Origin of the sequence: Halobacillus ihumii (assembly GCF_902726645.1) — a bacterium.
GTDB classification, from domain to species: domain Bacteria; phylum Bacillota; class Bacilli; order Bacillales; family Halobacillaceae; genus Halobacillus_A; species Halobacillus_A ihumii.
The window spans coordinates 2,196,190-2,222,551 of record NZ_CACVAO010000001.1 but is presented as its reverse complement, the minus strand read 5'-3'; the positions used below and the strand labels follow the sequence as shown (position 1 = coordinate 2,222,551).

Annotated in this window: 23 protein-coding genes and 2 tRNA genes; 2 read left to right on the top strand and 23 right to left on the bottom strand. The window is 41.9% G+C overall.

Annotated features, from left to right (window positions below):
* Nucleotides 1-202 precede the first annotated feature (202 nt).
* The 13 genes from lysS to spoIIE form a co-directional block, all read right to left on the bottom strand.
* Nucleotides 203-1,690 (bottom strand): lysine--tRNA ligase, encoded by a 1,488-nt coding sequence (gene lysS / locus G6R08_RS11005; RefSeq protein WP_163527996.1) that lies wholly within the window; start codon nt 1,688-1,690, stop codon nt 203-205.
* Between the two features lie 398 nt (nt 1,691-2,088).
* Nucleotides 2,089-2,577 carry a 2-amino-4-hydroxy-6-hydroxymethyldihydropteridine diphosphokinase gene (gene folK, locus G6R08_RS11000; protein WP_163527995.1) on the bottom strand — a complete coding sequence of 163 codons (489 nt, stop codon included), beginning with the start codon at nt 2,575-2,577 and terminating at the stop codon, nt 2,089-2,091.
* Nucleotides 2,570-2,938: a dihydroneopterin aldolase gene (folB, locus tag G6R08_RS10995; RefSeq protein WP_163527994.1), complete on the bottom strand. Its 369-nt coding sequence runs from the start codon at nt 2,936-2,938 to the stop codon at nt 2,570-2,572. The genes folK and folB overlap by 8 nt, the downstream gene beginning before the upstream one ends.
* Nucleotides 2,931-3,755 (bottom strand): dihydropteroate synthase, encoded by an 825-nt coding sequence (gene folP, locus G6R08_RS10990; protein WP_163527993.1) that lies wholly within the window; start codon nt 3,753-3,755, stop codon nt 2,931-2,933. Before folP ends, folB begins: the two co-directional genes overlap by 8 nt.
* Nucleotides 3,756-3,886: 131 nt before the next feature.
* Nucleotides 3,887-4,813, bottom strand: coding sequence for a cysteine synthase A (gene cysK, locus G6R08_RS10985; protein WP_163527992.1), 927 nt, complete (start codon nt 4,811-4,813; stop codon nt 3,887-3,889).
* Between the two features lie 154 nt (nt 4,814-4,967).
* On the bottom strand, nt 4,968-5,849 hold the full coding sequence (gene hslO, locus G6R08_RS10980; RefSeq protein ID WP_163527991.1) for an Hsp33 family molecular chaperone HslO: 882 nt from the start codon (nt 5,847-5,849) through the stop codon (nt 4,968-4,970).
* A 3-nt stretch (nt 5,850-5,852) separates the two neighbouring features.
* Nucleotides 5,853-6,647 (bottom strand): type III pantothenate kinase, encoded by a 795-nt coding sequence (locus tag G6R08_RS10975; RefSeq protein WP_163527990.1) that lies wholly within the window; start codon nt 6,645-6,647, stop codon nt 5,853-5,855.
* Nucleotides 6,648-6,789: 142 nt separating this feature from the next.
* Nucleotides 6,790-8,859 (bottom strand): ATP-dependent zinc metalloprotease FtsH, encoded by a 2,070-nt coding sequence (gene ftsH, locus G6R08_RS10970; protein ID WP_163527989.1) that lies wholly within the window; start codon nt 8,857-8,859, stop codon nt 6,790-6,792.
* Between the two features lie 117 nt (nt 8,860-8,976).
* Complete coding sequence (hpt, locus tag G6R08_RS10965; RefSeq protein ID WP_079524795.1) at nt 8,977-9,516, bottom strand: hypoxanthine phosphoribosyltransferase; 540 nt, start codon at nt 9,514-9,516, stop codon at nt 8,977-8,979.
* Nucleotides 9,517-9,527: 11 nt separating this feature from the next.
* The gene (gene tilS, locus G6R08_RS10960) at nt 9,528-10,919 is read right to left on the bottom strand and encodes a tRNA lysidine(34) synthetase TilS (RefSeq protein ID WP_163527988.1); all 1,392 of its coding nucleotides are present in this window, start codon (nt 10,917-10,919) and stop codon (nt 9,528-9,530) included.
* A gap of 110 nt (nt 10,920-11,029) precedes the next feature.
* A complete protein-coding gene (locus tag G6R08_RS10955) occupies nt 11,030-11,944 on the bottom strand; it encodes a serine/threonine protein kinase (protein WP_163527987.1) in 915 nt (304 codons plus the stop codon).
* Complete coding sequence (locus G6R08_RS10950) at nt 11,925-12,692, bottom strand: vWA domain-containing protein (RefSeq protein WP_163527986.1); 768 nt, start codon at nt 12,690-12,692, stop codon at nt 11,925-11,927. Before G6R08_RS10950 ends, G6R08_RS10955 begins: the two co-directional genes overlap by 20 nt.
* A 33-nt stretch (nt 12,693-12,725) precedes the next feature.
* A complete protein-coding gene (gene spoIIE / locus G6R08_RS10945) occupies nt 12,726-15,167 on the bottom strand; it encodes a stage II sporulation protein E (protein WP_163527985.1) in 2,442 nt (813 codons plus the stop codon).
* Nucleotides 15,168-15,438: 271 nt separating this feature from the next.
* On the opposite strand from spoIIE, the gene G6R08_RS10940 reads away from it, so the two are divergent.
* Nucleotides 15,439-15,512, top strand: a tRNA-Met gene (locus G6R08_RS10940).
* Nucleotides 15,513-15,576: 64 nt separating this feature from the next.
* Nucleotides 15,577-15,648 (top strand) — tRNA-Glu (locus G6R08_RS10935).
* A 135-nt stretch (nt 15,649-15,783) separates the two neighbouring features.
* Here G6R08_RS10935 and G6R08_RS10930 read toward each other — a convergent pair.
* The 10 genes from G6R08_RS10930 to mfd all read right to left on the bottom strand — a co-directional run bounded on the left by G6R08_RS10930 (nt 15,784) and on the right by mfd (nt 26,331).
* A complete protein-coding gene (locus G6R08_RS10930) occupies nt 15,784-16,356 on the bottom strand; it encodes a kinase (protein ID WP_163527984.1) in 573 nt (190 codons plus the stop codon).
* A 152-nt stretch (nt 16,357-16,508) separates the two neighbouring features.
* The gene (locus G6R08_RS10925; protein ID WP_079524805.1) at nt 16,509-16,898 is read right to left on the bottom strand and encodes a S1 domain-containing RNA-binding protein; all 390 of its coding nucleotides are present in this window, start codon (nt 16,896-16,898) and stop codon (nt 16,509-16,511) included.
* A gap of 74 nt (nt 16,899-16,972) precedes the next feature.
* Nucleotides 16,973-17,350, bottom strand: a complete 378-nt coding sequence (locus G6R08_RS10920; RefSeq protein WP_079524807.1) for an FtsB family cell division protein — start codon at nt 17,348-17,350, stop codon at nt 16,973-16,975.
* Between the two features lie 16 nt (nt 17,351-17,366).
* Nucleotides 17,367-17,957: a spore cortex biosynthesis protein YabQ gene (yabQ, locus tag G6R08_RS10915; protein WP_163527983.1), complete on the bottom strand. Its 591-nt coding sequence runs from the start codon at nt 17,955-17,957 to the stop codon at nt 17,367-17,369.
* Nucleotides 17,954-18,196 carry a sporulation protein YabP gene (gene yabP / locus G6R08_RS10910; protein ID WP_420810420.1) on the bottom strand — a complete coding sequence of 81 codons (243 nt, stop codon included), beginning with the start codon at nt 18,194-18,196 and terminating at the stop codon, nt 17,954-17,956. Before yabP ends, yabQ begins: the two co-directional genes overlap by 4 nt.
* A 201-nt stretch (nt 18,197-18,397) precedes the next feature.
* Nucleotides 18,398-18,658, bottom strand: a complete 261-nt coding sequence (locus G6R08_RS10905; protein WP_163527982.1) for an RNA-binding S4 domain-containing protein — start codon at nt 18,656-18,658, stop codon at nt 18,398-18,400.
* Between the two features lie 3 nt (nt 18,659-18,661).
* The gene (gene yabN / locus G6R08_RS10900) at nt 18,662-20,119 is read right to left on the bottom strand and encodes a bifunctional methyltransferase/pyrophosphohydrolase YabN (protein ID WP_163527981.1); all 1,458 of its coding nucleotides are present in this window, start codon (nt 20,117-20,119) and stop codon (nt 18,662-18,664) included.
* Nucleotides 20,120-21,709 carry a putative polysaccharide biosynthesis protein gene (locus G6R08_RS10895; protein WP_163527980.1) on the bottom strand — a complete coding sequence of 530 codons (1,590 nt, stop codon included), beginning with the start codon at nt 21,707-21,709 and terminating at the stop codon, nt 20,120-20,122. It abuts the gene before it with no gap.
* Between the two features lie 202 nt (nt 21,710-21,911).
* The gene (gene spoVT / locus G6R08_RS10890; RefSeq protein WP_079524814.1) at nt 21,912-22,448 is read right to left on the bottom strand and encodes a stage V sporulation protein T; all 537 of its coding nucleotides are present in this window, start codon (nt 22,446-22,448) and stop codon (nt 21,912-21,914) included.
* Nucleotides 22,449-22,794: 346 nt separating this feature from the next.
* Nucleotides 22,795-26,331, bottom strand: a complete 3,537-nt coding sequence (gene mfd, locus G6R08_RS10885) for a transcription-repair coupling factor (protein WP_163527979.1) — start codon at nt 26,329-26,331, stop codon at nt 22,795-22,797.
* Between the last annotated feature and the right edge of the window lie 31 nt (nt 26,332-26,362).

Genomic DNA, 26,362 nt, shown 5'->3' with positions numbered 1-26,362 from the left:
TCATGGTTAGTAAGTTAAGTCAACAACTTTCTAACAAGATCTTTTTCTGCAAGAAGCGAAAAAAGTTACATTCGCTTAATGCGACGTTTAATAATTTACCATGATTATATGATCAAATCAAGTGCTAAATAAAATAAAAGTATTTTCTGACAGATCCAGCCAAAAATTAGCCCTCGACAACAGTCGAGGGAAGTAGCTGAAGTTAAGATTCGCGATTTCTCATTTGAGGGAACAGTAATACATCCCGGATTGACGGAGAGTTCGTTAATAACATAACAAGACGGTCAATTCCGATTCCTAGACCACCTGTAGGAGGCATACCATATTCTAACGATTCCAGGAAGTCTTCATCCATCATATGCGCTTCGTCATTTCCTTCTTCCCTTTCTTTGAGTTGAGCTTCAAAGCGTTGACGTTGATCAATCGGGTCATTCAACTCAGAGAATGCATTCGCGTGTTCGCGCCCTACTATGAATAATTCAAAACGGTCCGTGAAACGCTCGTCCTCGGGATTCTTTTTAGCAAGTGGAGAAATCTCAATAGGATGCCCGAAAATGAAGGTAGGCTGAATAAGTTTCTCCTCAACCTTTTGTTCAAAAAATTCATTTACGATATGGCCAAACGTCATCGTATCCTGAATTTCCACACCATGCTCCTTGGCCAAGGCTTTGGCTTCTTCATCACTCATCTGCTGCCAGAAATCCACATCTGTGTATTCTTTCACAGCATCCACCATATGAAGCCGAGTCCATTCGGGTTCTAAATTGATTTCCACATCCTCATATGTGACCGATTTTGATCCCAATACTTCCTCTGCGATATGAGCAACTAAATTTTCAGTTAAACTCATGATATCGTGGTAGTCTGCATAGGCCTCGTACAATTCAATCATGGTGAATTCAGGGTTATGACGAGTAGAGACTCCTTCATTCCGGAACACCCTTCCAATCTCATAAACCTTCTCCATACCGCCTACGATTAATCTTTTCAGGTGAAGTTCGATAGCAATTCTCATATAGAGAGGCATGTCAAGTGCGTTATGGTGAGTTTCGAACGGACGTGCTGATGCTCCTCCAGGAATACCATGCATCATTGGGGTCTCTACCTCTAGGAAGCCTAAGGCATCTAAATATCTACGCATAGACTGAATGATCTTACTTCGTGTCACAAACGTATCCCGGCTGTCCGGGTTCGTAATAAGATCTAAATAACGCTGGCGATAGCGCTGTTCTACATCTTTTAAACCATGGAATTTCTCAGGTAAAGGCCGCAGTGATTTTGTTAAAATCTGAAACTCGTCAGCCTTAACAGAGAGTTCTCCTACGTTTGTCTTGAACATGACACCAGAGACACCGACAATATCACCAATATCTGCTGTTTTAAACACATCATATGCTTCGTCCCCTATACTATCTTTACGGACATAAAGCTGGATCTGCCCGCTAAGGTCTTGAATATGAGTAAAGCCGACTTTTCCCTTTCCGCGCTTCGTCATAATTCGTCCAGCGATAGTAGCAGGGGCTTGTTTATCTTCAAGTTCCTCTTTAGAAAATTTATCGTAATCTGCTTTTAAATTTTCGGCGAGGGCTGTTCTTTCAAATTTAGTTCCAAACGGATCCAGTCCTTGCTCTTTATACGTACTCAATTTTTCTCTGCGCACCCGCATTTGGTCATTGAGTTCTTCTGACATTTTCATCACTCCATTCCTAACATCATTTACCCTGACTCCGGCTCAATAATAAAAACTGCCAGAAGGGCCCTGGCAGTGTTGCAACTATGATTTAGTATAGAAAAGACCTTGTTTTGTGTCAACGAAGAAAGCACTATGAGACCTTCATACTTTCTTCAAGGTCATTCAGAATGTTTAGCATTGTGTCCTTGATTTTTGCCTGGTACGGTTGCGGACCCGTCCCTCCGCCTTAGGACTTCCAAATACCACGGGACATGCTTCCTGGATTTCGAGTACCGACACTTTCTCATTTTTAGGTGAAGCATACGTACATCAATTTTCCCTTTAAGTGAAAGCTCCTCTGCAAGCTCACCTGTTTCGAAGTATTTGGCTGTACGGTATAGATACAGTTGCAAAAGTTACAACGGCTGAATAGTCTTCACGTCTTCGTCAGGAAGCTGTTGAAGTACCTCTTTTGCTGTTTTCATTAATGTAGGCAGGTTGGCCTCCGGATTCACTTCTGCCAACGGCACAATCACAAATGCTCGTTCGTGCATATAAGGATGCGGAATCGTAAGTCGCTCTGCTTTCATATTTTCATCATTATACAATAAAATGTCAAGATCTATGGTGCGCGGACCCCACTTTATGATTCGTCTTCTGCCTAAATTCTGTTCAATCGTCTGACAATAATCAAGCAGTTGCAACGGCTGTAAGACCGTATCTACCTCTATGACCATATTCAAAAAATCATTCTGTTCGGTATATCCAACGGGGGCCGTTTGATAAATTTTTGACTGTTTAGCTAATATGATCTCTTCATGCTTATCAAGCATATCAATAGCCTCTGTTAGATATTGCTTACGCGGAGAAATATTAGACCCAAGTGCAATATAGGCTTTAGTCATCTCGTCGGCTCCTATAGATATCGATAGCGACAGATTTATAATGTCCGGGAATAGGCGGGTCAGGCTTAGTTACTTTGACCCGGCATGCCTCAAGCAACGAAAAGGATTGTAATAATTTTTGAGCAAGTCGTTCTGCCACTGTTTCTACAAGTTTCGCCGCTTCTCCTTCTACCGCCGATTTCGTAACTTCATAAATTTGGCCATAATTTATAGACTGGTTCATATCATCTTGCGCAGCAGCTGGCTTTAAATCCAACTCCATTTCAAGATCAACATAGAAACGTTGTCCGAGTTTATTTTCTTCAGGGAAGAGGCCGTGGTAGCCCCAGAATTCCATTCCGTTTAAGTAGATTTTATCCATTATACTGCTCCTTTCCCATCATAGCGTCCATCATTCTCGTCATTCTTATGATAGGTTCCACATCATGCACACGTACAATGTGAACTCCTTGCGACACGCCGAAGCAAACCGTTGCTCCTGTACCTTCCATCCGCTTATTTTCAGGGAGGTCAAGGGTTAACCCGATGAACGATTTTCGGGAGGTTCCTAATAAGACTGGGTAACCTAAGGCAACAAACTCATCTAAGTGTCTCATCACCACCAAGTTATCATCAGGACTTTTAGGAAAACCAACCCCCGGATCTAAAATAATATTTTCTTCTTTGACACCTGCCCGTTTCGCAATATCAATACTTTCCTTCAGATCCGTCTTCATATCCTCGATCAGCGAATCATAGTTTTTATCCTTGCGATTATGCATCAGGATAATCGGCACCTCATAATCCGCCGCCACTTGTGCAATCGCAGGTTCATGCTTAGCTCCCCAGACGTCATTTATTATGGAAGCCCCTGCTTCTACCGCGTGTTTTGCCACCTCAGCCTTATACGTATCAATGGAAATCGGTATAGAGAGCTTTTCGCGTAACGCTGTTATTACAGGCACAACTCGTGTGATCTCTTCTGCTTCTGTAACAGGCGCATGTCCGGGTCTGGTCGATTCACCCCCGACGTCAATGATCTGGGCACCTTGCTGTTCCATTTCCAAGGCATGTGTTACCGCCCTGTCTATTTCATTAAATTTTCCACCGTCAGAAAAGGAGTCTGGCGTAATATTAAGGATGCCCATCACTTGGGTTTGTGTGGAAAGGTCTAATTTTTTGACTTTAGTATTGAGCATATTCCGTTCCCTCTTTCAAAAAATAATTTATCTTTCTATTTTACAACAATTTACGACATCTATCACTGGGGACATTTAGGAATTCCTGTCCATAAAAAAAGCTGAACTACAGGAGTTCAGCTTTTTATAATTTATTCTTCATCAAATTGGTAAAGCGGTGTGGATAGATAGCGTTCTCCGTTACTTGGAAGGACAGCCACAACTTTCTTTCCCTTGCCTAGTTTTTTGGCCACTTGTTTTGCTACATGAATCGCGGACCCGGAAGAGACTCCGCCTAAAACTCCGTCTTTGCTAGCGGCTTCACGAGCAGCAGCATAGGAGTCCTCTTTGGATACAGTGTAAACTTCATCGTAAATTTCAGTATCCAGTATCTCTGGAACGAATCCAGCGCCGAGGCCTTGGATTTTATGCGGACCAGGTTCTCCTCCTGATAGAATCGCGGAATCTTCAGGTTCAATCGCATAGATCTTGATTTCTGGATAGTGTTTCTTAAGTACTTTACCTGCACCTGTGATGGTCCCACCTGTACCGATTCCGGATACGAAGGCATCGAGCTGATCCCCCATCTGCTCAACGATTTCAGGACCTGTAGTTTGGGCGTGGACAGCAACGTTCGCCTTGTTATTAAACTGCTGAGGCATAAAGTAACCATGTTTATCTTTAAGTTCTTCAGCCTTCTTAATGGCACCCTTCATTCCATCGCTCCCTGGAGTTAGGATAAGTTCAGCTCCATAAGCACGCAGTAAGTTGCGACGTTCTTGACTCATGGTATCCGGCATGACGAGAGTCGCTTTATATCCTTTGGCTGCTGCAACCATCGCTAAGCCAATACCAGTGTTTCCGCTTGTCGGCTCAACGATTGTATCGCCTGGCTTTAATTCTCCTGATTCTTCAGCCGCTTCAATCATTGAAAGAGCAATACGATCTTTGACAGAACTTCCCGGATTCATGTATTCAAGTTTCAGGTAAATATCTGCACTGTTTTCGTCTGCACTTCTGTTCAGCTTTACCATTGGGGTCTTACCTACTAGATCACTGACGCTATTAGCTACTTTCATTTTTTCACTCCTAATACCAAGTATTTTTATGGGATTTAATCTTTACTGTACGTAACTGAACGTCAGTTGTCAAACATTTCAATCTATTGTCATCTCTACTCAAAGAAAAGCGAAACAGCCTAATACTGTTTCGCTTTTCGGTAGTTAACATTAGTTATTGTGAACTTCCTGATTGTAACTCTTTCAAGTCCTTTTCATCAAATTGATACGCTTCATTGCAAAAGTGACATTTCGCTTCCGCGCCTTGATCTTCTTCAATCATACGATCAATTTCTTCATCTCCAAGGCTTGAAATTGCCATTTCAACACGTTCCCTTGAACATTGACAGGAGAAGGACACCGGCATTGTATCTAACACCTGAAGATGCTCTTGCCCAAGCAAGGCATGCAGGATCTCTTCTGGAGACTTCCCTTCACGAATCATCGTTGAAATGGGAGCTATTTGACTGAGTCTCTCTTCAATTGCTGCCGTCGTCTGTTCATCGGCACCTGGCATCATCTGAATAATAAAACCACCAGAGGCTAAGATTGAATGGTCCGTGTTAACGAGGACCCCTGCACCTACAGCAGATGGAACCTGCTCAGAGTTAGCAAAATAATAAGTGAAGTCATCACCGATCTCACCAGAAACAATAGGTACTTGACCCGTAAAATGATCCCTCATGCCAAGGTCCTTTACAACGCTTAATGTCCCTGTAGTTCCTACAGCTCGGGCTACATCTAGTTTCCCTTTGCTATTGAGGTCAAAATCTACGTGAGGATTTTTCAAGTAACCTCTTACTTCCCCTTTGGAATTAGCATCAGCAATGATAGCCCCAACCGGGCCATCCCCTTCAACCTTAATCGTCAGTTTATCTTCACCCTTCAGCATAACACCCATCATGGCACTTATGGTAAGTGTCCGACCTAATGCAGCTGAGGCTGTCGCCCATGAATCCTGCCTCCGACGTGCTTCTTCTACAGTTTCGGTTGACTGAACAGCATAGGCACGAACTTGTCCGTTATATCCCATTGCGCGAACTAAATAATCTGCCATTACTCATCCTTCTCCTTTAAAAGCAAGTTTATCTTTGTTGTTTTGATAAATTTTATGAAGCCCCTTTAAGGTTAAAAAAGGGTCGACGCAATCTATGGTACGTGATTCATCAGCAATTAAGGAAGCCAGTCCCCCTGTAGCGATCACTGTAGGTGTTTTGGACGAAGTTTCTTTCATACGACGTACCACCTCATCCACCTGTCCTACATAGCCATAAAAAACACCGGATTGCATGGCCTCGACAGTCGATTGACCGATCACCTCTGAGGGACCTTTAATTTCAATTTTAGGAAGTTTAGCTGCTTTTGCATAGAGAGCTTCCATTGAAATATTGATGCCCGGCGCGATTGCCCCGCCTACATATTCTTCATTCTCATTAACATAACAATACGTTGTCGCTGTTCCAAAATCAATAATGATCAATGGGGTATCATAATCTTCAATAGCGCCGACTGCATTAACAATGCGGTCTGCTCCTATTTCAGCCGGATTTGGGTACTTCATAGCTAATCCGTGGTCTACTTCATGTTCTCCAATAATCATCGGCTGTTTCTTGAAATAATAACGAGACATTCGATCAAGAGCAAACATTATGGGCGGAACTACAGAAGAAATGATCACTCCATCCATATCTTCAAACGTTAAGCCCTCATGGTCAAATAATGATTTAATCAGCATGCCATACTCATCTTCTGTTTTATGTCTGTCTGTTTTTATACGCCACTGGTACTTCAGCTGCTCTTCTTCGAATACTCCGAGCACTGTGTTGGTGTTTCCCACATCGAGTACAAAATTCATACGACTAGCCTCCCGGTTCAATTCCTTCGGCTACCATCATACCATATGAAACCAGAAAGTGCCTCGCTCAAACAACTGGGTTTATATCCTCATCACAATAAAAAACCGTATTCCCCCATAAAAGGAGAACACGGTTTGTGTATTATTGTTTCTTATCATCATCAGAACTTTGATTCGGATCTTGCTGATCCTGAGATGACTCTGAAGATTCATTATCTTCCTTTTCTTTTTCAGAAGTGGTTCGAGTTTCTTTTTCCTCTTTAGACTGCACATTAACTTGCATGTTCTTTTCTTGCTTTTCATCAATTTCTCTTTGCTCTTCTTGATTAGCCTTGAGCTGTTTATTGTTCTTAATTGCAATTTCTTCTAATTCTTCATCGGTAGGCAATCGGCCTTTTTCGAATAAAGATTTAATCTGAGTAGAATCCAATGTCTCAACATCTAACAGAGTACCTGCAATCAATTCAAGCTTATCTTTATTGTCTGTTAGGATCGTCTTAGCACGATCGTAACTGTGATTAATGAAGTTTTGAACTTCTGTATCAATATCATAAGCAATTTGATCACTATAATTCTGTTCATTTTGGATGTCACGGCCAAGGAATACCTGTCCGCCTGAGTTGGATCCGAATTGAAGCGGTCCAAGCTTTTCACTCATCCCGTATTCTGTAACCATCTTACGGGCAATGCTTGTAGCACGTTGGAAGTCGTTGTGTGCGCCTGTTGATACTTCACCAAACATAACTTCCTCAGCTACGCGGCCGCCTAATAAGCCAGTAATTTTATCAAGTAATTCAGGTTTTGTCATAAAGTAGCGGTCTTCACGAGGTAACATAACAGCATATCCGCCTGCTTGGCCTCGAGGAACGATTGTTACCTTATGAACCATATCTGCATCATCAAGAACCATACCAATCACTGTATGACCACTTTCATGGTGTGCCACAATATTACGTTCTTTTTCAGAAATAACACGGCTCTTCTTAGCTGGACCGGCAATCACTCGGTCAATCGCTTCATCGACATGTTCCATATCAATGCTCTTCGCATCAGAACGAGCAGCAACTAGAGCAGCTTCATTTAATAAGTTCTCTAGATCAGCTCCGGAGAAGCCTGGTGTCCGCAAAGCAATGGTTTTAAGATCGACATTATCTGATAGCGGTTTGTTTCTGGCATGCACACCTAGTACTGCCTGACGTCCTTTCACATCCGGGCGGTCGACCGTGATTTGACGGTCAAAACGTCCAGGACGAAGCAATGCAGGGTCAAGAATGTCTGGACGGTTAGTTGCAGCAATCATAATGATTCCTTCATTCGCTCCGAATCCATCCATTTCAACAAGAAGTTGGTTCAAGGTTTGTTCACGTTCATCGTGACCTCCACCAAGACCAGCTCCACGCTGACGCCCTACAGCGTCAATTTCATCAATAAAGATAATACAAGGAGCATTTTTCTTAGCGTTTTCAAATAAATCACGAACACGGGAGGCACCGACCCCTACAAACATTTCTACGAAGTCAGAACCACTGATAGAGAAAAATGGAACACCTGCTTCTCCAGCAACAGCTCTTGCTAGTAACGTCTTACCTGTACCAGGTGGTCCCACTAAAAGAACACCTTTAGGAATTCGGGCACCTACTTGTGAGAATTTACGCGGATCCTTCAGGAAGTCTACAACTTCTACAAGCTCCTGTTTCTCCTCGTCAGCACCGGCAACGTCTTTAAAACGCACCTTTTTCTTTTCTTCACTATACATCTTCGCCTTACTCTTACCAAAGTTCATGACACGACTTCCGCCGCCCTGAGCCTGATTAAGTAAGAAGATGAACAGAATAAATATAATCACAAACGGAATGATGGATGTTAAAACAGTCACCCATACACTTGGTTGTTCTTCTTCTTCAACTTTCAGCACACTTTGTTCTTGCGCTGTTTGCGTCACGTTGGAAATAATTTGTTCGTTTGCTGGAAGTTTAGCTGTAAACATTCCCTGTCCTTCTTCACTGCCAGCTAGCTGTCCTGTGATACGAATGATCCCATTGACAGGCTGCATCGTCATTTCTTCGATTTCACCATTATTCAATCTATCGTAAAATTCGTTCACATTTAACGTTTCTTGCGGCTCACCTTGACCTCTAAATAGACCGACTACGGCGATAACTACGAGGAAGATAAGTAAATAAAATATGGTATTACGAAATATCCGGCTCATTGCCTACCTCCTCCAAGCGAGAAAAACTATAGTAAATACTATCACACAAAAAACTAGAGACACAACTAATTACCCTTATTTGAAGTACTTCTAAACCTAAAGCAACCCTCACATACATCAGCCGCCGTAAACTTCCGGTTTGAGTACGCCAATATAAGGTAAGTTACGATACTTTTCATTATAATCTAACCCATATCCAACAACGAATTCATCTGGAACGTCAAAGCCGATCGTATCAGCCTTGATATGTGATGTTCTACCCGTAGGCTTATCAAGAAGGGTGACGATTTTGATGGATTTAGCTTTACGATACTTAAATAAGTCCACTAAATAACTTAATGTGAGTCCGCTATCAATAATGTCCTCTATAATTAACAGGTCTCTTCCTTCCACCTGGGTATCAAGGTCCTTCACGATTTTAACTTCACCTGAAGACCTCATGCCGCCGTTGTAACTTGAAACATCCATAAAATCCATCTCAAGATGTGTTTCGACTCTTTTTAACAGATCACCCATAAAAGGCATGGCTCCTTTTAAAACACCAATAGCCAGTGGAAAGCGCCCGTTATATTCTTCCGTCAGCTGAGCCCCCATTTCTTTGCACTTTTCTTGAATTTCTTCTTCAGAAATTAAGATTTTCTCAATTTCACTATGCATGCATGCTCCTCCTACGTGTCTCGGTTATTTTTATATTGTAATCGAAGCCTTGTATCAGATGCAGCTCTGACACATTCTCCACCCTTTTTCAATCCAACAAGCCATAGAATTTGACCATCGCTATCCGTCACAAGCGGCCAGACCTTCCGCTTGTCTGCCGGCACCTTTTGGTCAATAAAGATATCTTTTACCTTTTTGGAACCATCCATTCCTCTTGGAGAAATTCGATCCCCGGGTTCGCGCGTTCGTACTATGAGTGGAAGTTTTACGTGATATGAATCACAAATAAAATCAAATGAATCTAACTCATTATCTTCCTTAGTCCACTCTGCGGTGACGATCGAACCATCAGGAAGTTCAACGGTGTCCCCTATGTATAAAGTCTTAGTGAAAGCTGCAGGTTCATTCGGCTTACTAAATGTCAACCTCACCTCATCGTAAGTTCGAATTACCTTCAAGCCATTTGGCAAATCCAATTCTGCATTAGGTTTATCATCATGCAAAAGATTGAAAAATATCTCTTCGTGCATGTAGGAAACTTCTTCCTTTTTGTAACCGTACAGATAGTTTAATATTAGATGAAAGGCCGTTCTTTGTAAAGCAAGTGGAAACGTTAAAAAGGGATGAATTGAAAACTTCACAAAAGGTTCAATTTTATTAGACATTTCCATTGTCTCAAGAACTTGTTCGGCTTGGGAGTTCAAATACAGCTGATTGTCTCTGGCCCGTTCACTCATTAACTGCATATGCTTGTTCAGCTGAGGGTTTTGTTCTTTTAAAAAAGGCATCACGTATTTTCTAAACGCATTACGTGTATAATCAGTGTGTTGATTGGATTCGTCTAACTTATAAGTTATTTTGTTTAAGGAGCAATAATTCAGGAGATCTTCTTTCGCCAGACAAAGAAATGGGCGAATAAGTTCCCCCGATGAGAAAGTTCTACTGACAGGCATTCCACGAACTGATTCAGGGCGAACACTTCGTGCCATCTGCATCATCATTGTTTCAGCCTGGTCGTCTCCGTGGTGGCCAAGAGCCAGGACATCCCCTTCAAGTTGATCCATCACCTGTTCAAAAAAACGATAACGCAGAATTCTTGCTGCTTCCTGTGTACCTGCACCTGTTTGTTCTTTGTACAAATGAACATTTACTGTCGTTCCAACAAACTCCACATTCCATTCATCTGCTAGTTTCTCAACATGATGCAGGTCTTCGAGTGAAGTTTCACCCCTTAGCCCATGATCAACTGAAACGGCAACGACTCTTAGGTTCATGGTCGCTCTTAGCTGATTTAAATAATGAAGCAAAGCAAGGGAGTCAGGTCCCCCTGAGACCGCAACAACGACGGTCTGATTCGCTTGTAAAAGTTGATGTTTTTCTATGAATGACTGAACAACCTGCATGAACACCCCTCACTTTTGCCCTAAATAGCGCTTCACATATAGAATGACTAATCATCTACTTTCCTATTCTTATCGTACCACTCTCTACTTCGATCCTGCAAAACATTCAGTTATAACCATGACAACCCGTAGAACATCGTAACGAGAATCGAAATCGCGATCCATTCCCCCCATTCAGACCGGTCAGATGACGACTTCTTCGCTGTTGCTCTGGAGACTCGGGAAGGCTTGCCCGTCCTTTTCATCAACCCTTTTTCAAGCCCCTTCTTCATCTCTTTCGCTGTTTGATACTTGCCTTGCCAGCAGCCGGTAATTACCTTTTTACAAAAATCAGGCATTTGGGCTAATGCTAGTTTATGGTGCAATGTTTTATGTGGATCTTTTCCTTTGATAAAACGCTTTGGATAAACCATCTCCAGCATAATCATGGTCACAGCAAATAAATCGTATTGTGCTTCAGACTTTCTTGATCCATAGCCCCAATATCCACGATCGTAAAACTCAGTAAATTCTTTAATCGCTCGGCCAAACGCGGTTACCCCACCCACATCAATCCAACGCACCCTTGAAGCGGAAACAAGCAGGTTTTCTGTCTTTAGATCCCCAAAGGCATAGCCGGCTGCATGCAAATGATCAAGATCGCTTAGCAGTTGCACCGCAGTTAAAGCGATCCAATCTTTACTTTTGCCTTGTAGAAATCCTGGTAACGGTTGGCCCTGCACATACTCCATCACGTAAAAAGGATAGGTGAGACGTCTAGGGGTTACCCAATCATCTACGTCCACAAAAGAAGGTCCAAGTTTGACACCTTGGACCTTGCTGAATTTCTTAAGCATATTCACCTCTAGCATCATTCGAGAACTATCTGTTCCCACCTTTAGAGCATAGGTATGGCCATTTCGTTTACAGAGATAGACGACACCACAAGCTCCTTCACCAAGCTTTTTTAGGATACGGTAGGTGTGTCCTTGCCATTTTCCTTGTAAGGTAGTTCCAGGGGTGAAATTAAAATCCAGCTTCTTCATAAGGATCTTCTCCATCATGCCTGTTTTTTCTTACCGGATTACTTGCAAAGGAATATAAAGCTTCTTTAAGAGCAGGACCCGTTGGAGTATATCCTCCGCTTGAAAGTTTAGAAAATATCCCGTGGATAGCATCGAGTTCTGGTGTCCAATCTATCATTTTCTTAATTGTAGATTTAGGGTCGGGGAAAGTGAAAATGCTGAACTGATTTGATCCGGTTCGCGCGTTCAAACTAAGTGATAAGTCATATAAAGCTTCTTTGACGGTCGGAAGCTTATGGTGCATACTTGCACTTGAATCCACTAAAACAAGAACTTCAAGATCACACATTTCCCCCAGATCATCTACGACTTCTACAACTTCCCCTCGTTGTTCGGGAGGAAGCTCTTCCATCGTCTTTCCCTGACCTAAAATCTGTTGCAACTCGTTGTTCACTACCCCCTGAATCGTTTGTGTCATGGCTTGTCTCGTTACCGTTTGGACGGTTTGTGATAAATTTTTCTGATAGACGATCTGACTGACCCCGCCGCCCGCTTCAGCAATAGATTCTACTTCTTCAAGACCTTGAGGATGATTCCTCTGTTCATCATCAAGCACGCCAATGACATTGACCGTGACCCCCTGATTCCTGGCTAGCGCAGCTACAACTACTGGATCTTCTCCGTAATTCGAACATCCATCCGTTAACAATAGAATTTGTTTCAGCCGTCCTGGCTTCATAGCATATCCCTCCTGTTTCGTTGTCAACATTTTGACCGAAAAAGAAGGTAAATATACTTAAAGCTATGCTCGTTTTTTATCAAAAGGGATAGCAGACCATTCAGGAACATAATGATCGATTCGTGCTACGAGCACTGTCATGTCATCATCAATAGCCCCCGCTTGTACGCGAATTACCTCTTCTAGTAATAAATCAGCGACTTCCTGAGGGTCTGTTCGGTCGATTTCTCTAATTTTTCGCTTCAACCAAATCTCCACATTCTCAAGGTGTTTTGGACCTTCAAGGATGCCGTCACTCACCATAATTAATAAATCCCCTGCTTTAAGCTGCTCACTTGTGGTATCCACATCGACGTCTTCAATAATTCCCATTGGGAGATTGCCAGACTCTACGGCAAAGATTTGCCTGCCCCGTTTAATAAAACTTGGAGTACTCCCTATTTTTATAAATTTAGAACTGGCTTGATGAAGGTCAATGACAGCTAAATCTAGTGTCGAAAATATTTCATCACTAGTTCTGAGGGCTAGAATCGAATTAATCGACTTAATAGCCACCGACTCTTTAATTCCTGATTGTAGAATTTGTTTTAACAAACGAAGCGTCTCCATACTCTCCTGATGAGCCCGTTCGCCATTCCCCATGCCATCACTAATGGCCAGGGCATATTTACCTCTCCCTAATTCCATCATTGAGTAACTGTCACCAGAGATAAATCCTCCGCCTTTGGCTGCGTGGGCCACGCCTGACTCAATCGTATAATGCTTTGCCGAACCAAAAGTAAGCAGACAGCGGCCGTGTGGATATGGGGAAATATCCTCCATGGTAACCACGATAGTCTCTTCAAGGATGTCTGATAGAACAGGGGCAATCAGCTTAGACCCCTCTCCTCGGTAGTTATCAATTTCAATTATTAATTCCAAATCAATATTTCCTGCATCTAATGTATATATTTCAAGTTTTGCTATTTCAAAACCCATTCGCTCAAGAGCTCCATGAATAATTTGTTCTTTTTGCTCATGATGCTCCCTTTCCTTAACGATTTCTTTAGCAAAACTGTTCATCACTTCAGAAACACCATGAAGCTGGTCCGCTACAAATCTGCGACTCTCTAGCACCTGCTGTTTCAACTGTTTGTTTGCATGATAAAACGATAGCTCATGTTTCATCGTATCAATCAGCTTTTGCGATTTTACACAGTATTGGTCTACGTTTTTACGCATCACCCTTCCTGGATCTTCCTTCTCATCGATCTCCATCATTAAATCCGTCATTAAATGATGTGTCTCATCAAACTGATTCACCCAGCACCTCTCTTTTTTAAAACATGACTGACACGTCTTCTCCGTCACATCACTGAGAAAATAATCAATTTCCTTATTCTGACTTACCTCCTCTTTCGAACCATCTAAATGAGTAAAGCTCTTGGATAGCGCTTCAAACACATCTGAAAATTTGCCAACTCGAACGGCTGTCACATCTCGAACCTTCTGCAGGTATTTCTGCTGCTCTTGACTATGCTCCTCTGTCCCCGGTACATAGCGAGAGAGCCGCTTCACCCATTGTTTAGGTGTCATAATAAATAATGCAATAGCACATACCGATGCCCACATCGATGAAGATAGGCTTCCTCCCATATAAAAGCTCATTAACACCGTACTAACGAGCAAACCCGCACTAACCCCCAATTTATTTCCTTCTTTCAAAAGTCCCCCTAACAAACCAGAAAAAGCAAGCAAACTCATTTGATATAAATTATCGACAGCTGCCAGGCTCAAGACAAGCCCCGTAACGACACCTACCGTTGATCCAATCGCCGCACCAGCGATGTAAGCCAGCAAAATAACTAAATAGCGGGAAAACACATCCACTGTGGCTACACCTTGGATTTCAAACCCAATCATCCCTGTTAATACAGAAGCTAATAAGATAATGAGACATACGATTTCCTCATTTTTTAAAGTTGGATGATAACGTCTTGGTGATAATAGCGGAAGACTCTGCATAAAGATAAGCACAAGTGTAAAACTGAGTATTCCTTCAGCTGCTATGAGGAAAATCTCATATAAGTGCCAGCGTTCCAAAAAGGCCAGGCTTGTCGTTCTTGGGATTATACTAGCGAGCATAGCCATAAAGGGAAGTAGCTGCTGTGGTTGATTCATACGATTTAAAATTAAACTGAGTAATAAAAAAGTAGCGGATGCTCCGAGAATGAATCCAGCATGCCCTAGACTATATGTAGATGCCCCAGCCGCCATCATTACTGTAGCCGGAATCACAAAAGGGCGTTTCAACCACCAGATCACCGCAAGAAAAGCAACCCCAAACGGTGCCATGGAGGATAATATAATAGCCCGTCCAAGCAGGAAGCTGAGCACTAAATGAAACACACCTTTATTAGCTAAAAAGCTAACAATTGAAAAAGAAACACGTTCAAGCCCCTTATTTAAAGTAGATTCTTTCCAAACTGCCCCACGCCCAGTACGTTTCATTACCGTCCCCAACATAAAATACACCACTCCTTCTTTAGTTATGTTTCATTTAATCACAGGGTAGACAAGCTTTTTGTCAAAACAACAGGAGAGTCGTAACAAAAACTTCGATGCTTTTCATGTGCTCTGACGTGAATTCTACAAAAAAACACCAGGTGATTCCCCTCCTGTTCTAAATTTCCCTACCATTCTCTATCGAAATTAACAGACTACTCTTACAATTTTATTTTTTATTGACATAATTTTTAGGATGGTGTACTATAACCTTTGTGTCTTTGGAACATATGGCGGTGTAGCTCAGCTGGCTAGAGCGTACGGTTCATACCCGTGAGGTCGGGGGTTCGATCCCCTCCGCCGCTACTATTTAGTGCTGAATGGCTTTGTTCAGATGCGACACGCATAAGCCTTACCTATACATAATTAAGGCCCGTTGGTCAAGTGGTTAAGACACCGCCCTTTCACGGCGGTATCACGGGTTCGAATCCCGTACGGGTCATCAGCAGGAAGACCGCCATTCATATTTTGAATGGCGGTTTTTTGATAACTTTATTAGGCTTCACTATGATGTTTAATTGTATTTTGCTGTGTATGACTCGATACCCTGCAGCTACCTACTTATGAAAATTTTACATTAGGTGCTTATAACTAAATTGGCTTGTTTTGTTGGAGACTCCCTCTTTAAATAGTAATCTTCAGCTTTCCAATACCTATTTATAAACTTTTCTAGATCCAGTTGGGCAGATTCTGTTTCCCGGGAAAACCTTATCTCCTTCGGGCAATCTAAGTACACTACATAATCAAAAAAATCTCTCCACTCTTTACGCTGAAGAAACACTCCCTCAATTAGGATTACACCAGACAGCGGAAGATTAATGATCGCTACAGCATGTGTATCATCCTCCTGTTCATAAAAGGGGAGGCTAATTTGATCCGTCCATTTCAGTTTTTCAAACAAATTCACTTTCAACCATTCGATGTCCCATTGCAAGTGGTAATATTCATACCATGGATCATATCCAGTATCATACCTTTTCTTTCGGCCCTCTATGTGGTCATCGAGATGAAGCACATAAACAGGAATAGCTTTTTTCCTCAGATTTTCAACTAACTTTTTGGAAAAGGTAGTCTTCCCTGAACGACTTAATCCATCTATCCCTACTACCAAACGCTTGCCTTCTTCAAGGACTATTGTAGATAAATCCACTTATCACCATCTCCTCAGCATCAACTATCCAAACACACCCTGATTTCTGAGCTCCATATGTAGAGATATAAAAAACAGGCCCGCTGTTAAAGCGGGCCTGTTTTTATATATTCATTCATGCGCATCTTTTACTCATTGTCATAGACAGCAAGCTATCCTCTTTTAGCACCCCGACCTCCGCGTTTGGTTTCGGTTTGCTTCTTCAGTGATGCTAGACGATCTTCGCTATCCTTCATAAAGGCACTCATTTTTTGTTCAAATGATTCTGCCGGTTTACGAGGTTTTCTGGGCGCACGACGACCGTAATTTTCTTTTGCTTTTTTGATGGATAAGCCAATCTTTCCATCATCTCCAACATTAATGACTTTCACTTCTACTTGGTCACCCTGGCTTAGGTGTTCATTAATGTCTTTTACATAGTTATCGGCAACTTCACTAATGTGCACAAGACCAGTCTGCCCTTCAGGAAGCTCAACAAAAGCTCCGAAATTAGTGATACCCGTTACCTTACCCTGCAACTTGCTGCCTACTTCAATGGACATAAAAAAAATGCTCCTCCTTAGAATTTCGATAAAAATATCTTCTTAACTATTATATATAAGCATTGAAAAGGGTGTCAATACGAAGGGTCCTCATTTGGCATTTTAAAAATAATCTCGCCTTCCTTGGAGAAGAAATAATCGGACCTTGCAATTTGTAAAACATACTCTTCATTATTAAGAAGCTTTATTTCCTCTTTTAAGTTTTTCTCTTCTTTCTTTAGTGTATCCATTTTTGCTTGTAAATCCTCATAATGTTCCTGTTTCTGAGCACGTAGAGTTTGTTGTTGTACATGATAGGTGACCATGGAGCCTGCAACGATCATTACGAATAAGGCAAACAAAACGATTCGGCGGAATAGACGCTTTTTCTTTTTCGTCTGCCGTTCCAAGTAGGCATCGTAGTGCTTCATGTATGTAGAATCTAGGCGGGCTACTGATTGTTTTTTTGCCATGAACGTTAGACCTCCTTTATTTGCGCATTCGCTCTTTCCATTTATTTATAGTATTCTTTATTTTAACCCAAAACCCTGCTGTTTTGTTTAAATTTTTTTTCAGTTTTTTCGGGAGGAGCTTCCAAATCATTCGAAAAATCAACAGGAATGGATATAAAACGACAAGAAACAATAAATGTATTCCCTTATAAAATACTTTATAAACGAATAATAGTAAAGTAGTTATCAGCATAATGATGGTTCGAATCGGCCAAATAATAATGGCATTAAAAAGCCGCGCAAAGAAGGTCATTAATCGAGTCACGAAGCGTATTATATATTCTAACAACTTTTTATATCGTGTTTGAAATAATGCACGATAAGCAGAATATCCGCAAATTACGGCTATAAATACATATAAACGTAATTCACCATAGTTTACCAGGAATAAAAGAAAAAAAAGAAGAGCAGCCTGAGCAACCCAGAAGGCAAGCTGCCAGAAAAGCTCAAGCCAGCTCCTTTTATTTCGTTTAGAAAAGAGTCGCTCAAAGGTATCAACGGCTGCTCCTACATAAATGCCCCCGGCTAGCATAACCACCATCGTCATAAATTGTGTAGTGAGTGTCATTTGAAAAGCTTGCTAAATAATCCTTTAGCTTTCTCCCCTTGGTTCTCGTCCAAATACGTCATCTCATCAACGCGTCCTTTTATAGATACTTCACCTTCTTCTAAGTCCAGGTTTTTCATTTGTAGATTATGACCGCGAATGACTAAGTACCCCATACTTGTTTGAAGCAGAAACTCCTCACTGTCAAAGCTGTCCACTTCTCTGACACCAGATATTTCAAGGTTTCTTCTATTCCACATTTTCACATTATGATCTACCTGATGTGCCCGTGCATTTAAATTTTTATCGTAGCCTTCCATTTATCCCAGCCTCCTTCTTCTCTAGTACAAGCTATGTAATAGGAGGACAATTTAGAACGTATGGTAAGACATTGAAAATAATTCGATAGATCGCTTTACATCATGAAAAAGCCCACTGCTGGTACTGCAGTGGGTTAAGAATTATTTGTTAACAGGTTCCTCTTTCTTGATGTCATATAAGGTCGCAGCTTCATCCTTCTTCACATTTTCTCTCAAAGATTTTACTTCAATTGTCAACACCTTTTGACCAAATTGAATCATCAATTCATCTCCTACCGATACATCTGAAGACGCCTTGCTTTTTGACCCGTTAATACTAATTCTCCCTTGATCAGCGATTTCCTTAGCCAAGGTTCTTCGTTTAATCAGTCTTGAGATTTTTAGAAATTTATCTAATCGCATAATTTATTCTTCCCCTTTATGTTTTATTTTAGCTGCTGCCCACAACTCTTCAAGCTCATGGAGCGAATAATCATCAAGAGGCCGCTTCGCATTTGAGGCGCTTTTTTCCATCGCCGAGAATCTTGTCCTAAACTTTTGATTTGTTCGCTGAAGAGCTGTTTCTCCGTTAATGTTATAATGGCGCGCTAAATTAGTAATCGCAAACAACCAATCCCCAAATTCTTTCTCCATTTCACGCGGGTCATTCATTTCCTTTGCTTCGAGAAATTCTGCCCATTCTTCCTTTACTTTATCCTCGACAAGTTCCACTTTGTCCCAGTCAAACCCTACCTTAGCAGCCTTTTTTTGTACTTCTTCGGCTTGCAGGAGGGCCGGAAAGCTTGTCGGAACAGAATCTAATAAGGAATCAGCAGCTATGCTCTTTTCCTGCTTTTTAATTTGATCCCAGTTCGTGACCACTTCCTCTGCGTCATTTACTAGCACATCGCCAAATACATGGGGGTGTCTGCGGATCATTTTTTCAGTTATGGAGGAGATGACGTCATCAATCGTGAAAAATCCTTCATCCTCCCCAATTTGACTGTGAAGCATAACTTGTAAGAGGATATCGCCTAACTCTTCTGCCATATTCTGATCATCAAGCCGATTTACAGCATCAATGAACTCATAGGCTTCTTCTATTAAATAGCGACGCAGTGATTCATGGGTTTGCTTTTGATCCCATGGGCATCCTTCTGGACCTCTCAGTGTACGAATCACTTCTCTCAGTCGGAAAAACTGATGATTCAAATTCGTTTTATCTACCGGAGGGATATAAACGCTCGTTAAGTTATTTACCGCCACAAACCGATCTAATTCCTGCAGTTCAACCTCAGTAATTTCCTCTTCGCTGCTTCCAACCGCAGTGATAACGGTCACAGGATACTCCGGCGGAAGATCTTCCATTAATGTCAACTTAACTTCTGAAGCAATCATTTGATCATATACCTGACAGAGAACGATATGATTTTGAAACTGTAATTGACTTCGATCAAGGGCTGTTGCATCTAAAAATTGAAACCCTTCAATAGGATCTACTTTCAACGCAGAAAATACATCATCTAAGTAACTTTGTCCGCCTTGAATCGCTACATCTACTCGTTGATCTTCCAGTAATAATTGGACTGTACGCTCCGCAAGCATTGGATGCCCTGGCACCACATAGATAATATCTTCTTCCTTCGCGGCATCCGCTAATTTGTCCGCGATCTCTTCATAAACGGCCGTGAATTGATCATACTGTTCATACACATCATCGAAGCCTATGAAATCCACCCCTTCGTTCTCCAGATTCCTTATCACCGGGTGATCAAGCGTTCGACTATAAACAGGTTCATTTGCATGGATAAGCTGACGGTAAACGCCAAGCGGCAGTTGCTCCAAATCACCAGCGCCCAGACCTAAAATCTTCACAGTTTTCATCTACTTCAACCCCTTTGGCAAAAATCGTACGAATGATCTTCCATATGGTAAAGCTTCTAACTCTTTTCTGTGTAAGGCACCTAATCTTATTAACAATAGGAAGTACGTAGCAGCACCAACAGCAGTAAGACTAAGCGTATAAACCAGTAAGAAAAGCCGGTTTTCCAGCCCCGCTCCTAACGATGATTGGATCCAAATCAGTACAATTAGTACAACAATCATCCCGGCAAGTGCGCAAGCTATGGAAAGCCACGGAAGCCTCCGCCATTTTCTAAATGAAAAATAACGGCTGAGAAAAAGGCACTGACAAACCACTACGAAGGCAGTGCTGCAAATCGAAGCTATTGCCGCTCCATTTAATAAAAGATAGGGGACAAGAAGAACGTTCAATCCCCATTTCACAAAAACAGCAAAGATCACAATGACAGCTGTATGACTAACAAAGCCGAGGCCTTGCAAAATGGAAGAAAAGGTCACGGCCAATGAACTAAATATAATGACAAGCATAAGAATCCTAAGTACTGCTGTTCCTTTTTCATCTTGAAAGAACAACTCATTTATAAAGGGAAATAATGTGATTGACCCTGCTGAAGCTCCACTTGCTAAGATTAAGCTAAACTTTACCGATCCAAAGATGTACCCCTCTACTTGCTTCGGATGATCCTTAATTTTCTTTCTAGTAATAGAAGGAATCAGAGCTAAAGCCAGAGATGACGCTAAGACTGTTCCTAATTGAATAAGCGGTTGGCCGCGATCAAATACTCCCTTTAGCACCTTCGCCTCGACAGGTGCTATCCCAGCTTCAATCAGGTGAGGCACAAGAGTTAAAGCATCAGTCATTTGAATAAGTAACAGCAGCATATAATTAAGGCAAATAAATATACCATAAAAAACAATCGTTTTTAAAAAGGAAAGCGATGCATAATCAACAGGCCCTTTCGTCCAGGGTGGGTTCTTTCTAATAATTATAAGAAATACAACGATAGAGGCTGCGATGCCCCCAAGTGATGCGATAGAAGCACCTACCCCAATATGATAGATCTGCCCTTCTGATACAACGTATATCACAGCCGCTATAATGAGAAGAACCCGTATCAATTGTTCGGCAACTTGTGATATCGCCGTAGGGTGCATATTTCCCTGACCTTGATACACCCCTCTAAATAATGAGGGGATCGGCAGCAGAAGAAAAACCGTGAATGCAGCCTGCAAGGATGGAGTTAAACGCTCATCCCCCATTATGGAAGCCAATTCATCTGCCTGAGTGTAACCGATCATAAAGATCAATCCACAAATTCCAAACAACCATAACAAAGCAGGGAGATAAAAAGAGGACAGTGATAATACCTGACCCTGTTCCCTTATTTCTGCCACTAACTTCGAAATAGCCGCTGGAAAACCGTATAATGAAAGCACGATAGCTATTCCTAAAATCGGATAGATTTGCTGGTAAACATAAAAGCCAAAATCCCCTGCGATGTTTTGCAAAGGAATACGATATCCTGCACTTAACACTTTACCAATCAACCCCGATAAAGTAAGCAGGAAAGCACCTTTAAACAAAAGATGCGATGAGTTTGAATGATTCATGCAGAGCCCTTCCCATATCAATACAATTGCACCTATTATAGCACAAAAATGCCAGGTCCTATGAGTGACCTGGCTTGTTCCTTTTTAGTTCCAGTTTTCTAATGTATTACTTGGTGACCCTATGGGGCGGCAGGTGGCATCTGCCCTGCAACGTGACTCGACTATGTCTATGTGGGTACCGCCACCGTCCCCTGATTATTTGTTAATCCATTTGTCTGGCTAAAAAGCTTGCCGCCGTTTGGACAGCCTTTTCGGAACCTTCATCAATAGGGGTGCCTTCCTTATTAAAGACAACGACACAACCAATTGGATCGCCTTGCGCAATAATGGGATGAATAATATAAGAAATAACGTCCTCTTCTAAATCACGGACAAATTCTACCGGATTCGGATGTTTTTCAAACGCAGAAGTACGTCCTTCCATTACCTGTTCTATACGGCTGCCTATTTGACGGCCCATATAGGATTTCTTCGATTCTCCGGCAACTGCAATAAACTCATCGCGGTCACAAATCAAAACAGGCGCTTCTAACGACTCATGCAGTGCGTCTGCATACTCTCGCGCGAAATCTCCCAGTTCACTTATTGGAGAATATTTCTTTAAAATAACTTCTCCTTCTCGATCTACAAATATTTCTAAAGGGTCACCTTCCCTAATTCGAAGCGTGCGGCGGATTTCCTTTGGGATCACCACACGTCCTAAATCATCAATTCGGCGTACTATTCCTGTTGCTTTCATTCTATAAGCTGCCTCCCTCTCTGTAGTTTACCCTCACGCAAATCACATGCGGAATAAACAGGTGATAAGGATAGTATGATACTCCAGAAAAAACCTATTCATCCCAAGAATGGATTTTTTTCAAAAACATAATGAGAATGGGTGGATGTATCATTTATTCAACCGTTTTCCTAGTGATAGAACCTTCTAGAGGCAGTGATTTAAGATGGCTATAGGGTCCGTCGTTGATACACACTTCGCTTTCCACGGACGGCCAGCGAGGCCTCCTCGAACTCCACTGACGTTACGTTCTGCGGGGTTTCTTCACAAGTGAAAAGGGAGCCATTGACGGCTCCCTCCCCTTTTACTATGCGCTAGTAGCTGCCTCTGACAACTGTGGAAGACGTTGGATGAATTCTTCCACTAATTCGTATCTTCTCGGCTTCGTATTTCTTTCCCACATAAGCGTAATTTTCAGCTGTTGCCCCTCTGTACCAAGTTGAATCATTCGTCCATATTGATTAGCTAAATCAAATAACTTCGATCCGTCAATTTGCTGACTTTGGTTAGGCTCCATAAACATCTCGATCTTTTTCTTTCCTTCAGAAATCGATTCGATTCGGGCCTTTTTGGCATACAAACGAATTGAGGTTACCTTAATCAAATTCTCAACTTCTTCTGGATAATCCCCAAAGCGGTCAATCAATTCATCTTTTAAATCACTAATGTCATCTTTTGATTCTATTGCCTGGAATTGCTTGTACATATCAATTTTTTGTTTCTCATCTTCAATATAATCCGCCGGTAAGTACGCATCAATAGTAAGATCGAGTTCGGTTTGAAATGGTTGTATAGCTTCCGGCTCGACCCCTTGACGTTTAGCCTCAATAGCATCCTTAAGCATTTGTGAATACATGTCGAAGCCGACAGAATCAATAAACCCATGCTGCTGAGCACCTAATAGATTTCCTGCCCCTCTAATGGATAAATCCCGCATGGCGATTTTAAATCCTGAGCCAAGCTCCGTAAACTCCTTAATTGCCTGGAGCCGCTTCTCGGCCACTTCTGTCAGCACCTTATCTTTTTGGTAGGTAAAGTAGGCGTAAGCCACTCGATTAGAACGCCCCACACGGCCTCTTAATTGATAAAGCTGGCTTAATCCCATACGATCTGCATCATAAACAATTAACGTATTTACATTTGGGATGTCGACACCTGTTTCAATGATCGTCGTACTGACCAAAACATCAAATTCTCCTTCAAGGAATGAGAACATGACATTTTCAAGTTCCGTTTCGTTCATTTGCCCGTGCGCAAAAGCAACCCTTGCTTCTGGGACAAGTGCAGAAATTTCCTGTGCCATTCGCTCAATATTCTCCACACGATTAAATAAAAAGAATACCTGTCCGCCCCTTGCCATTTCTCTTTCAATCGACTCTCTCATAAATACCGGATTGTATTCCAATACATAGGTCTGAATCGGGAAGCGATTTTCAGGAGGCGTCTCAATGACAGATAAATCCCGAACTCCCAGCATAGACATATGCAGAGTTCGCGGAATTGGTGTGGCTGTTAATGTCAGCACATCAACATTCGCTTTTAATTGCTTAATTTTCTCTTTATGTTTCACACCAAAACGTTGCTCCTCGTCTACAATTAGCAGTCCTAAGTCCTTAAATTTAATGTCTTTTGATAAAATTCTGTGAGTTCCAACGACAATATCATCAAGACCTTTTCTCAAACGTTCCGTCGTTTCGCTTTGTTGCTTCTTTGTTCTGAAGCGGCTGAGCAAGCCAATGTTTATTCCAAAGTCCTGGAACCGCTCCTGTAAAGTTTCATAATGCTGCTGGGCTAGAATAGTAGTCGGAACTAGCAAAGCCACCTGCTTCCCGTTTTCAATCGCTTTAAAGGCAGCCCGGATCGCAACTTCTGTTTTTCCATAACCAACATCTCCACAGAGCAATCGGTCCATCGGGCGAATACGCTGCATATCTTCTTTAATTTCATCAATACAGCGAAACTGATCTTCTGTTTCTTCATACGGAAATGCGGCTTCAAAGTCACGCTGCATTTCCCCGTCTTCCCCGAAAGCATGACCTTTTGAGGCCTCTCGTTCTGCATATAGCTGGATAAGATCATCTGCAATATCTTCTACGGATGATTGAACACGGCTCTTCACCTTTTTCCATTCACTACCGCCCAGCTTATATACTTTAGGCTCTTTATCCTCAGAACCGACATATTTTTGAATTAAATCAATTTGGTCAATCGGAACAAACAGCTTATCATTTCCCGAATATTTTACCATCAGGAAGTCTTTATGATTCCCGCCCATTTTCAAGGTTTCAATCCCTATATACTTCCCAATTCCATGGTTAGCGTGAACGACATAATCTCCGACTTTGAGTTCCTGATAATTTTTGATTCGCTCGGCATTCGATAATTTTTGTTTGCGTTTAGGCTTGGACTTCCGCTTCTTAAATAGTTCACTCTCGGTTAGGACAGCTACTTTGTGCAATGGCCACTCAAAACCGCTGCTAAGGTTCCCTTCGACAATCGTTGGCAGTGTCAAAGGTAAACGAACCGGTTCTTTAGCAACGACAGACTCCATATCATAATCATCTAACACATCATGAATCTTTTGAGCACGCTTCTCATCAGGAGCCATAATCACTACAGAGTAATCTTGCTTCACCCAGCGATCCATTTCATTTTTCAGCAAATTCATCTGACCATGGAATTGCTGCATCTGACGACTGGAGATATTAATTACATTTTGCGGATGGGTGTTAGGGATATGTCGCATGAATACGGACATATAAAGCCTTGGCTGCTTCATATTATCCCACGTATCATGCCAGTCGTAGGAAATGCGAAGGTCCCTTACAATTTGATTAACCTCTAGCAGACTCTGATGCCATTCTGCTTCTTCTTGATCTAAGCGGCCTGCTGTTTCCTGAATGCGACTCATTTCATCTAACACAATTAACCCATGACTTGGAAGATAATCTAGCAAACTTAGTCCCTGGTCATAAAAGAAACCAATATATTTATACATATCTTGAAAACGCTCTTGATGTTGGAGCTTTTCTATATCAGGTTCTACATAAGTATTTAGCGTTTCTTTTGCTTCTTTTTTTGAAAGCTTCTGCAAAGAGTGACTAAGGGATTCTTCTAGTCGTTGTGAAGCCCTGGCATAATCCTCCTCTGTTAATAGAAGCTCAGTGGCAGGCCCGACATGAACATGATCAAACTTATCATGAGAGCGCTGCGTTTCCGAATCGAATGTGCGAATTGAATCCACTTCCGTATCAAACAGCTCAATACGGTAAGGAAATTCTGCTGTTAATGGATACACATCAAGGATTCCGCCACGAAGAGAGAATTCTCCTGGGGTCGCCACCATATCCGTCCGCTCATACCCCATGCTGACAAACCGTTTTAAATATTCTTCTAGATCAATTTCTTCGCCAACACGAAAAGGGAGCTGGTTACGCTCCCAGTATTCCTTAGGCGGCATGATCCTTTTTAATGCAGCCACAGGTGCTATTAAAATCCCTGAGTCCTGGTTAAGCCACCTGCTCAACGCTTCTATCCGCTGACTTCGCAACTCTGGACTGGCCGTAGCAATTTCAGATGCAATAAGCTCATTAACTGGAAAAAGATGCACCTGATCACTATTAGAAAGCTCTAACATATCTTCATACATTTGCTGGGCCTGAATCAATTGATGTGTCACGATAAGAACAGGTCGGTGTAGTGACTCATGTAATAATGAAATCATCATACTTCTGGCGGCCCCAGACAAACCTGCAATCATTTGCTCATTCATCCCGGATTCAAAACCCTCCACCACCGAACGAATATCATCCTGAGGCCGTAAGTAATCTTTAATTCCCTTCATAACAAACTCCTCCACAATCACCATAGAGGGT

Bases quoted from the DNA above. Each gene is read 5' to 3' on its own strand.
- lysS (WP_163527996.1), bottom strand. From the start codon at position 1,690: ATGTCAGAAGAACTCAATGACCAAATGCGGGTGCGCAGAGAAAAATTG.
- mfd (WP_163527979.1), bottom strand. From the start codon at position 26,331: ATGAAGGGAATTAAAGATTACTTACGGCCTCAGGATGATATTCGTTCG.
- spoVT (WP_079524814.1), bottom strand. From the start codon at position 22,448: ATGAAAGCAACAGGAATAGTACGCCGAATTGATGATTTAGGACGTGTG.
- hslO (WP_163527991.1), bottom strand. From the start codon at position 5,849: ATGGCAGATTATTTAGTTCGCGCAATGGGATATAACGGACAAGTTCGT.
- yabP (WP_420810420.1), bottom strand. From the start codon at position 18,196: ATGTGGAATAGAAGAAACCTTGAAATATCTGGTGTCAGAGAAGTGGAC.
- hpt (WP_079524795.1), bottom strand. From the start codon at position 9,516: ATGCATAGTGAAATTGAGAAAATCTTAATTTCTGAAGAAGAAATTCAA.
- yabN (WP_163527981.1), bottom strand. From the start codon at position 20,119: ATGAAAACTGTGAAGATTTTAGGTCTGGGCGCTGGTGATTTGGAGCAA.
- ftsH (WP_163527989.1), bottom strand. From the start codon at position 8,859: ATGAGCCGGATATTTCGTAATACCATATTTTATTTACTTATCTTCCTC.
- G6R08_RS10925 (WP_079524805.1), bottom strand. From the start codon at position 16,898: ATGTCCATTGAAGTAGGCAGCAAGTTGCAGGGTAAGGTAACGGGTATC.
- cysK (WP_163527992.1), bottom strand. From the start codon at position 4,813: ATGAAAGTAGCTAATAGCGTCAGTGATCTAGTAGGTAAGACCCCAATG.
- G6R08_RS10905 (WP_163527982.1), bottom strand. From the start codon at position 18,658: ATGCGATTAGATAAATTTCTAAAAATCTCAAGACTGATTAAACGAAGA.
- yabQ (WP_163527983.1), bottom strand. From the start codon at position 17,957: ATGACACTCACTACACAATTTATGACGATGGTGGTTATGCTAGCCGGG.
- folP (WP_163527993.1), bottom strand. From the start codon at position 3,755: ATGCTCAATACTAAAGTCAAAAAATTAGACCTTTCCACACAAACCCAA.
- G6R08_RS10955 (WP_163527987.1), bottom strand. From the start codon at position 11,944: ATGAAGAAGCTGGATTTTAATTTCACCCCTGGAACTACCTTACAAGGA.
- G6R08_RS10895 (WP_163527980.1), bottom strand. From the start codon at position 21,709: ATGAATCATTCAAACTCATCGCATCTTTTGTTTAAAGGTGCTTTCCTG.
- folB (WP_163527994.1), bottom strand. From the start codon at position 2,938: ATGGATAAAATCTACTTAAACGGAATGGAATTCTGGGGCTACCACGGC.
- spoIIE (WP_163527985.1), bottom strand. From the start codon at position 15,167: ATGTTGGGGACGGTAATGAAACGTACTGGGCGTGGGGCAGTTTGGAAA.
- G6R08_RS10950 (WP_163527986.1), bottom strand. From the start codon at position 12,692: ATGTTGACAACGAAACAGGAGGGATATGCTATGAAGCCAGGACGGCTG.
- folK (WP_163527995.1), bottom strand. From the start codon at position 2,577: ATGACTAAAGCCTATATTGCACTTGGGTCTAATATTTCTCCGCGTAAG.
- G6R08_RS10975 (WP_163527990.1), bottom strand. From the start codon at position 6,647: ATGAATTTTGTACTCGATGTGGGAAACACCAACACAGTGCTCGGAGTA.
- G6R08_RS10920 (WP_079524807.1), bottom strand. From the start codon at position 17,350: ATGGCAAAAAAACAATCAGTAGCCCGCCTAGATTCTACATACATGAAG.
- tilS (WP_163527988.1), bottom strand. From the start codon at position 10,919: ATGCAGGTTGTTCAGTCATTCATAGAAAAACATCAACTTTTACAAGCG.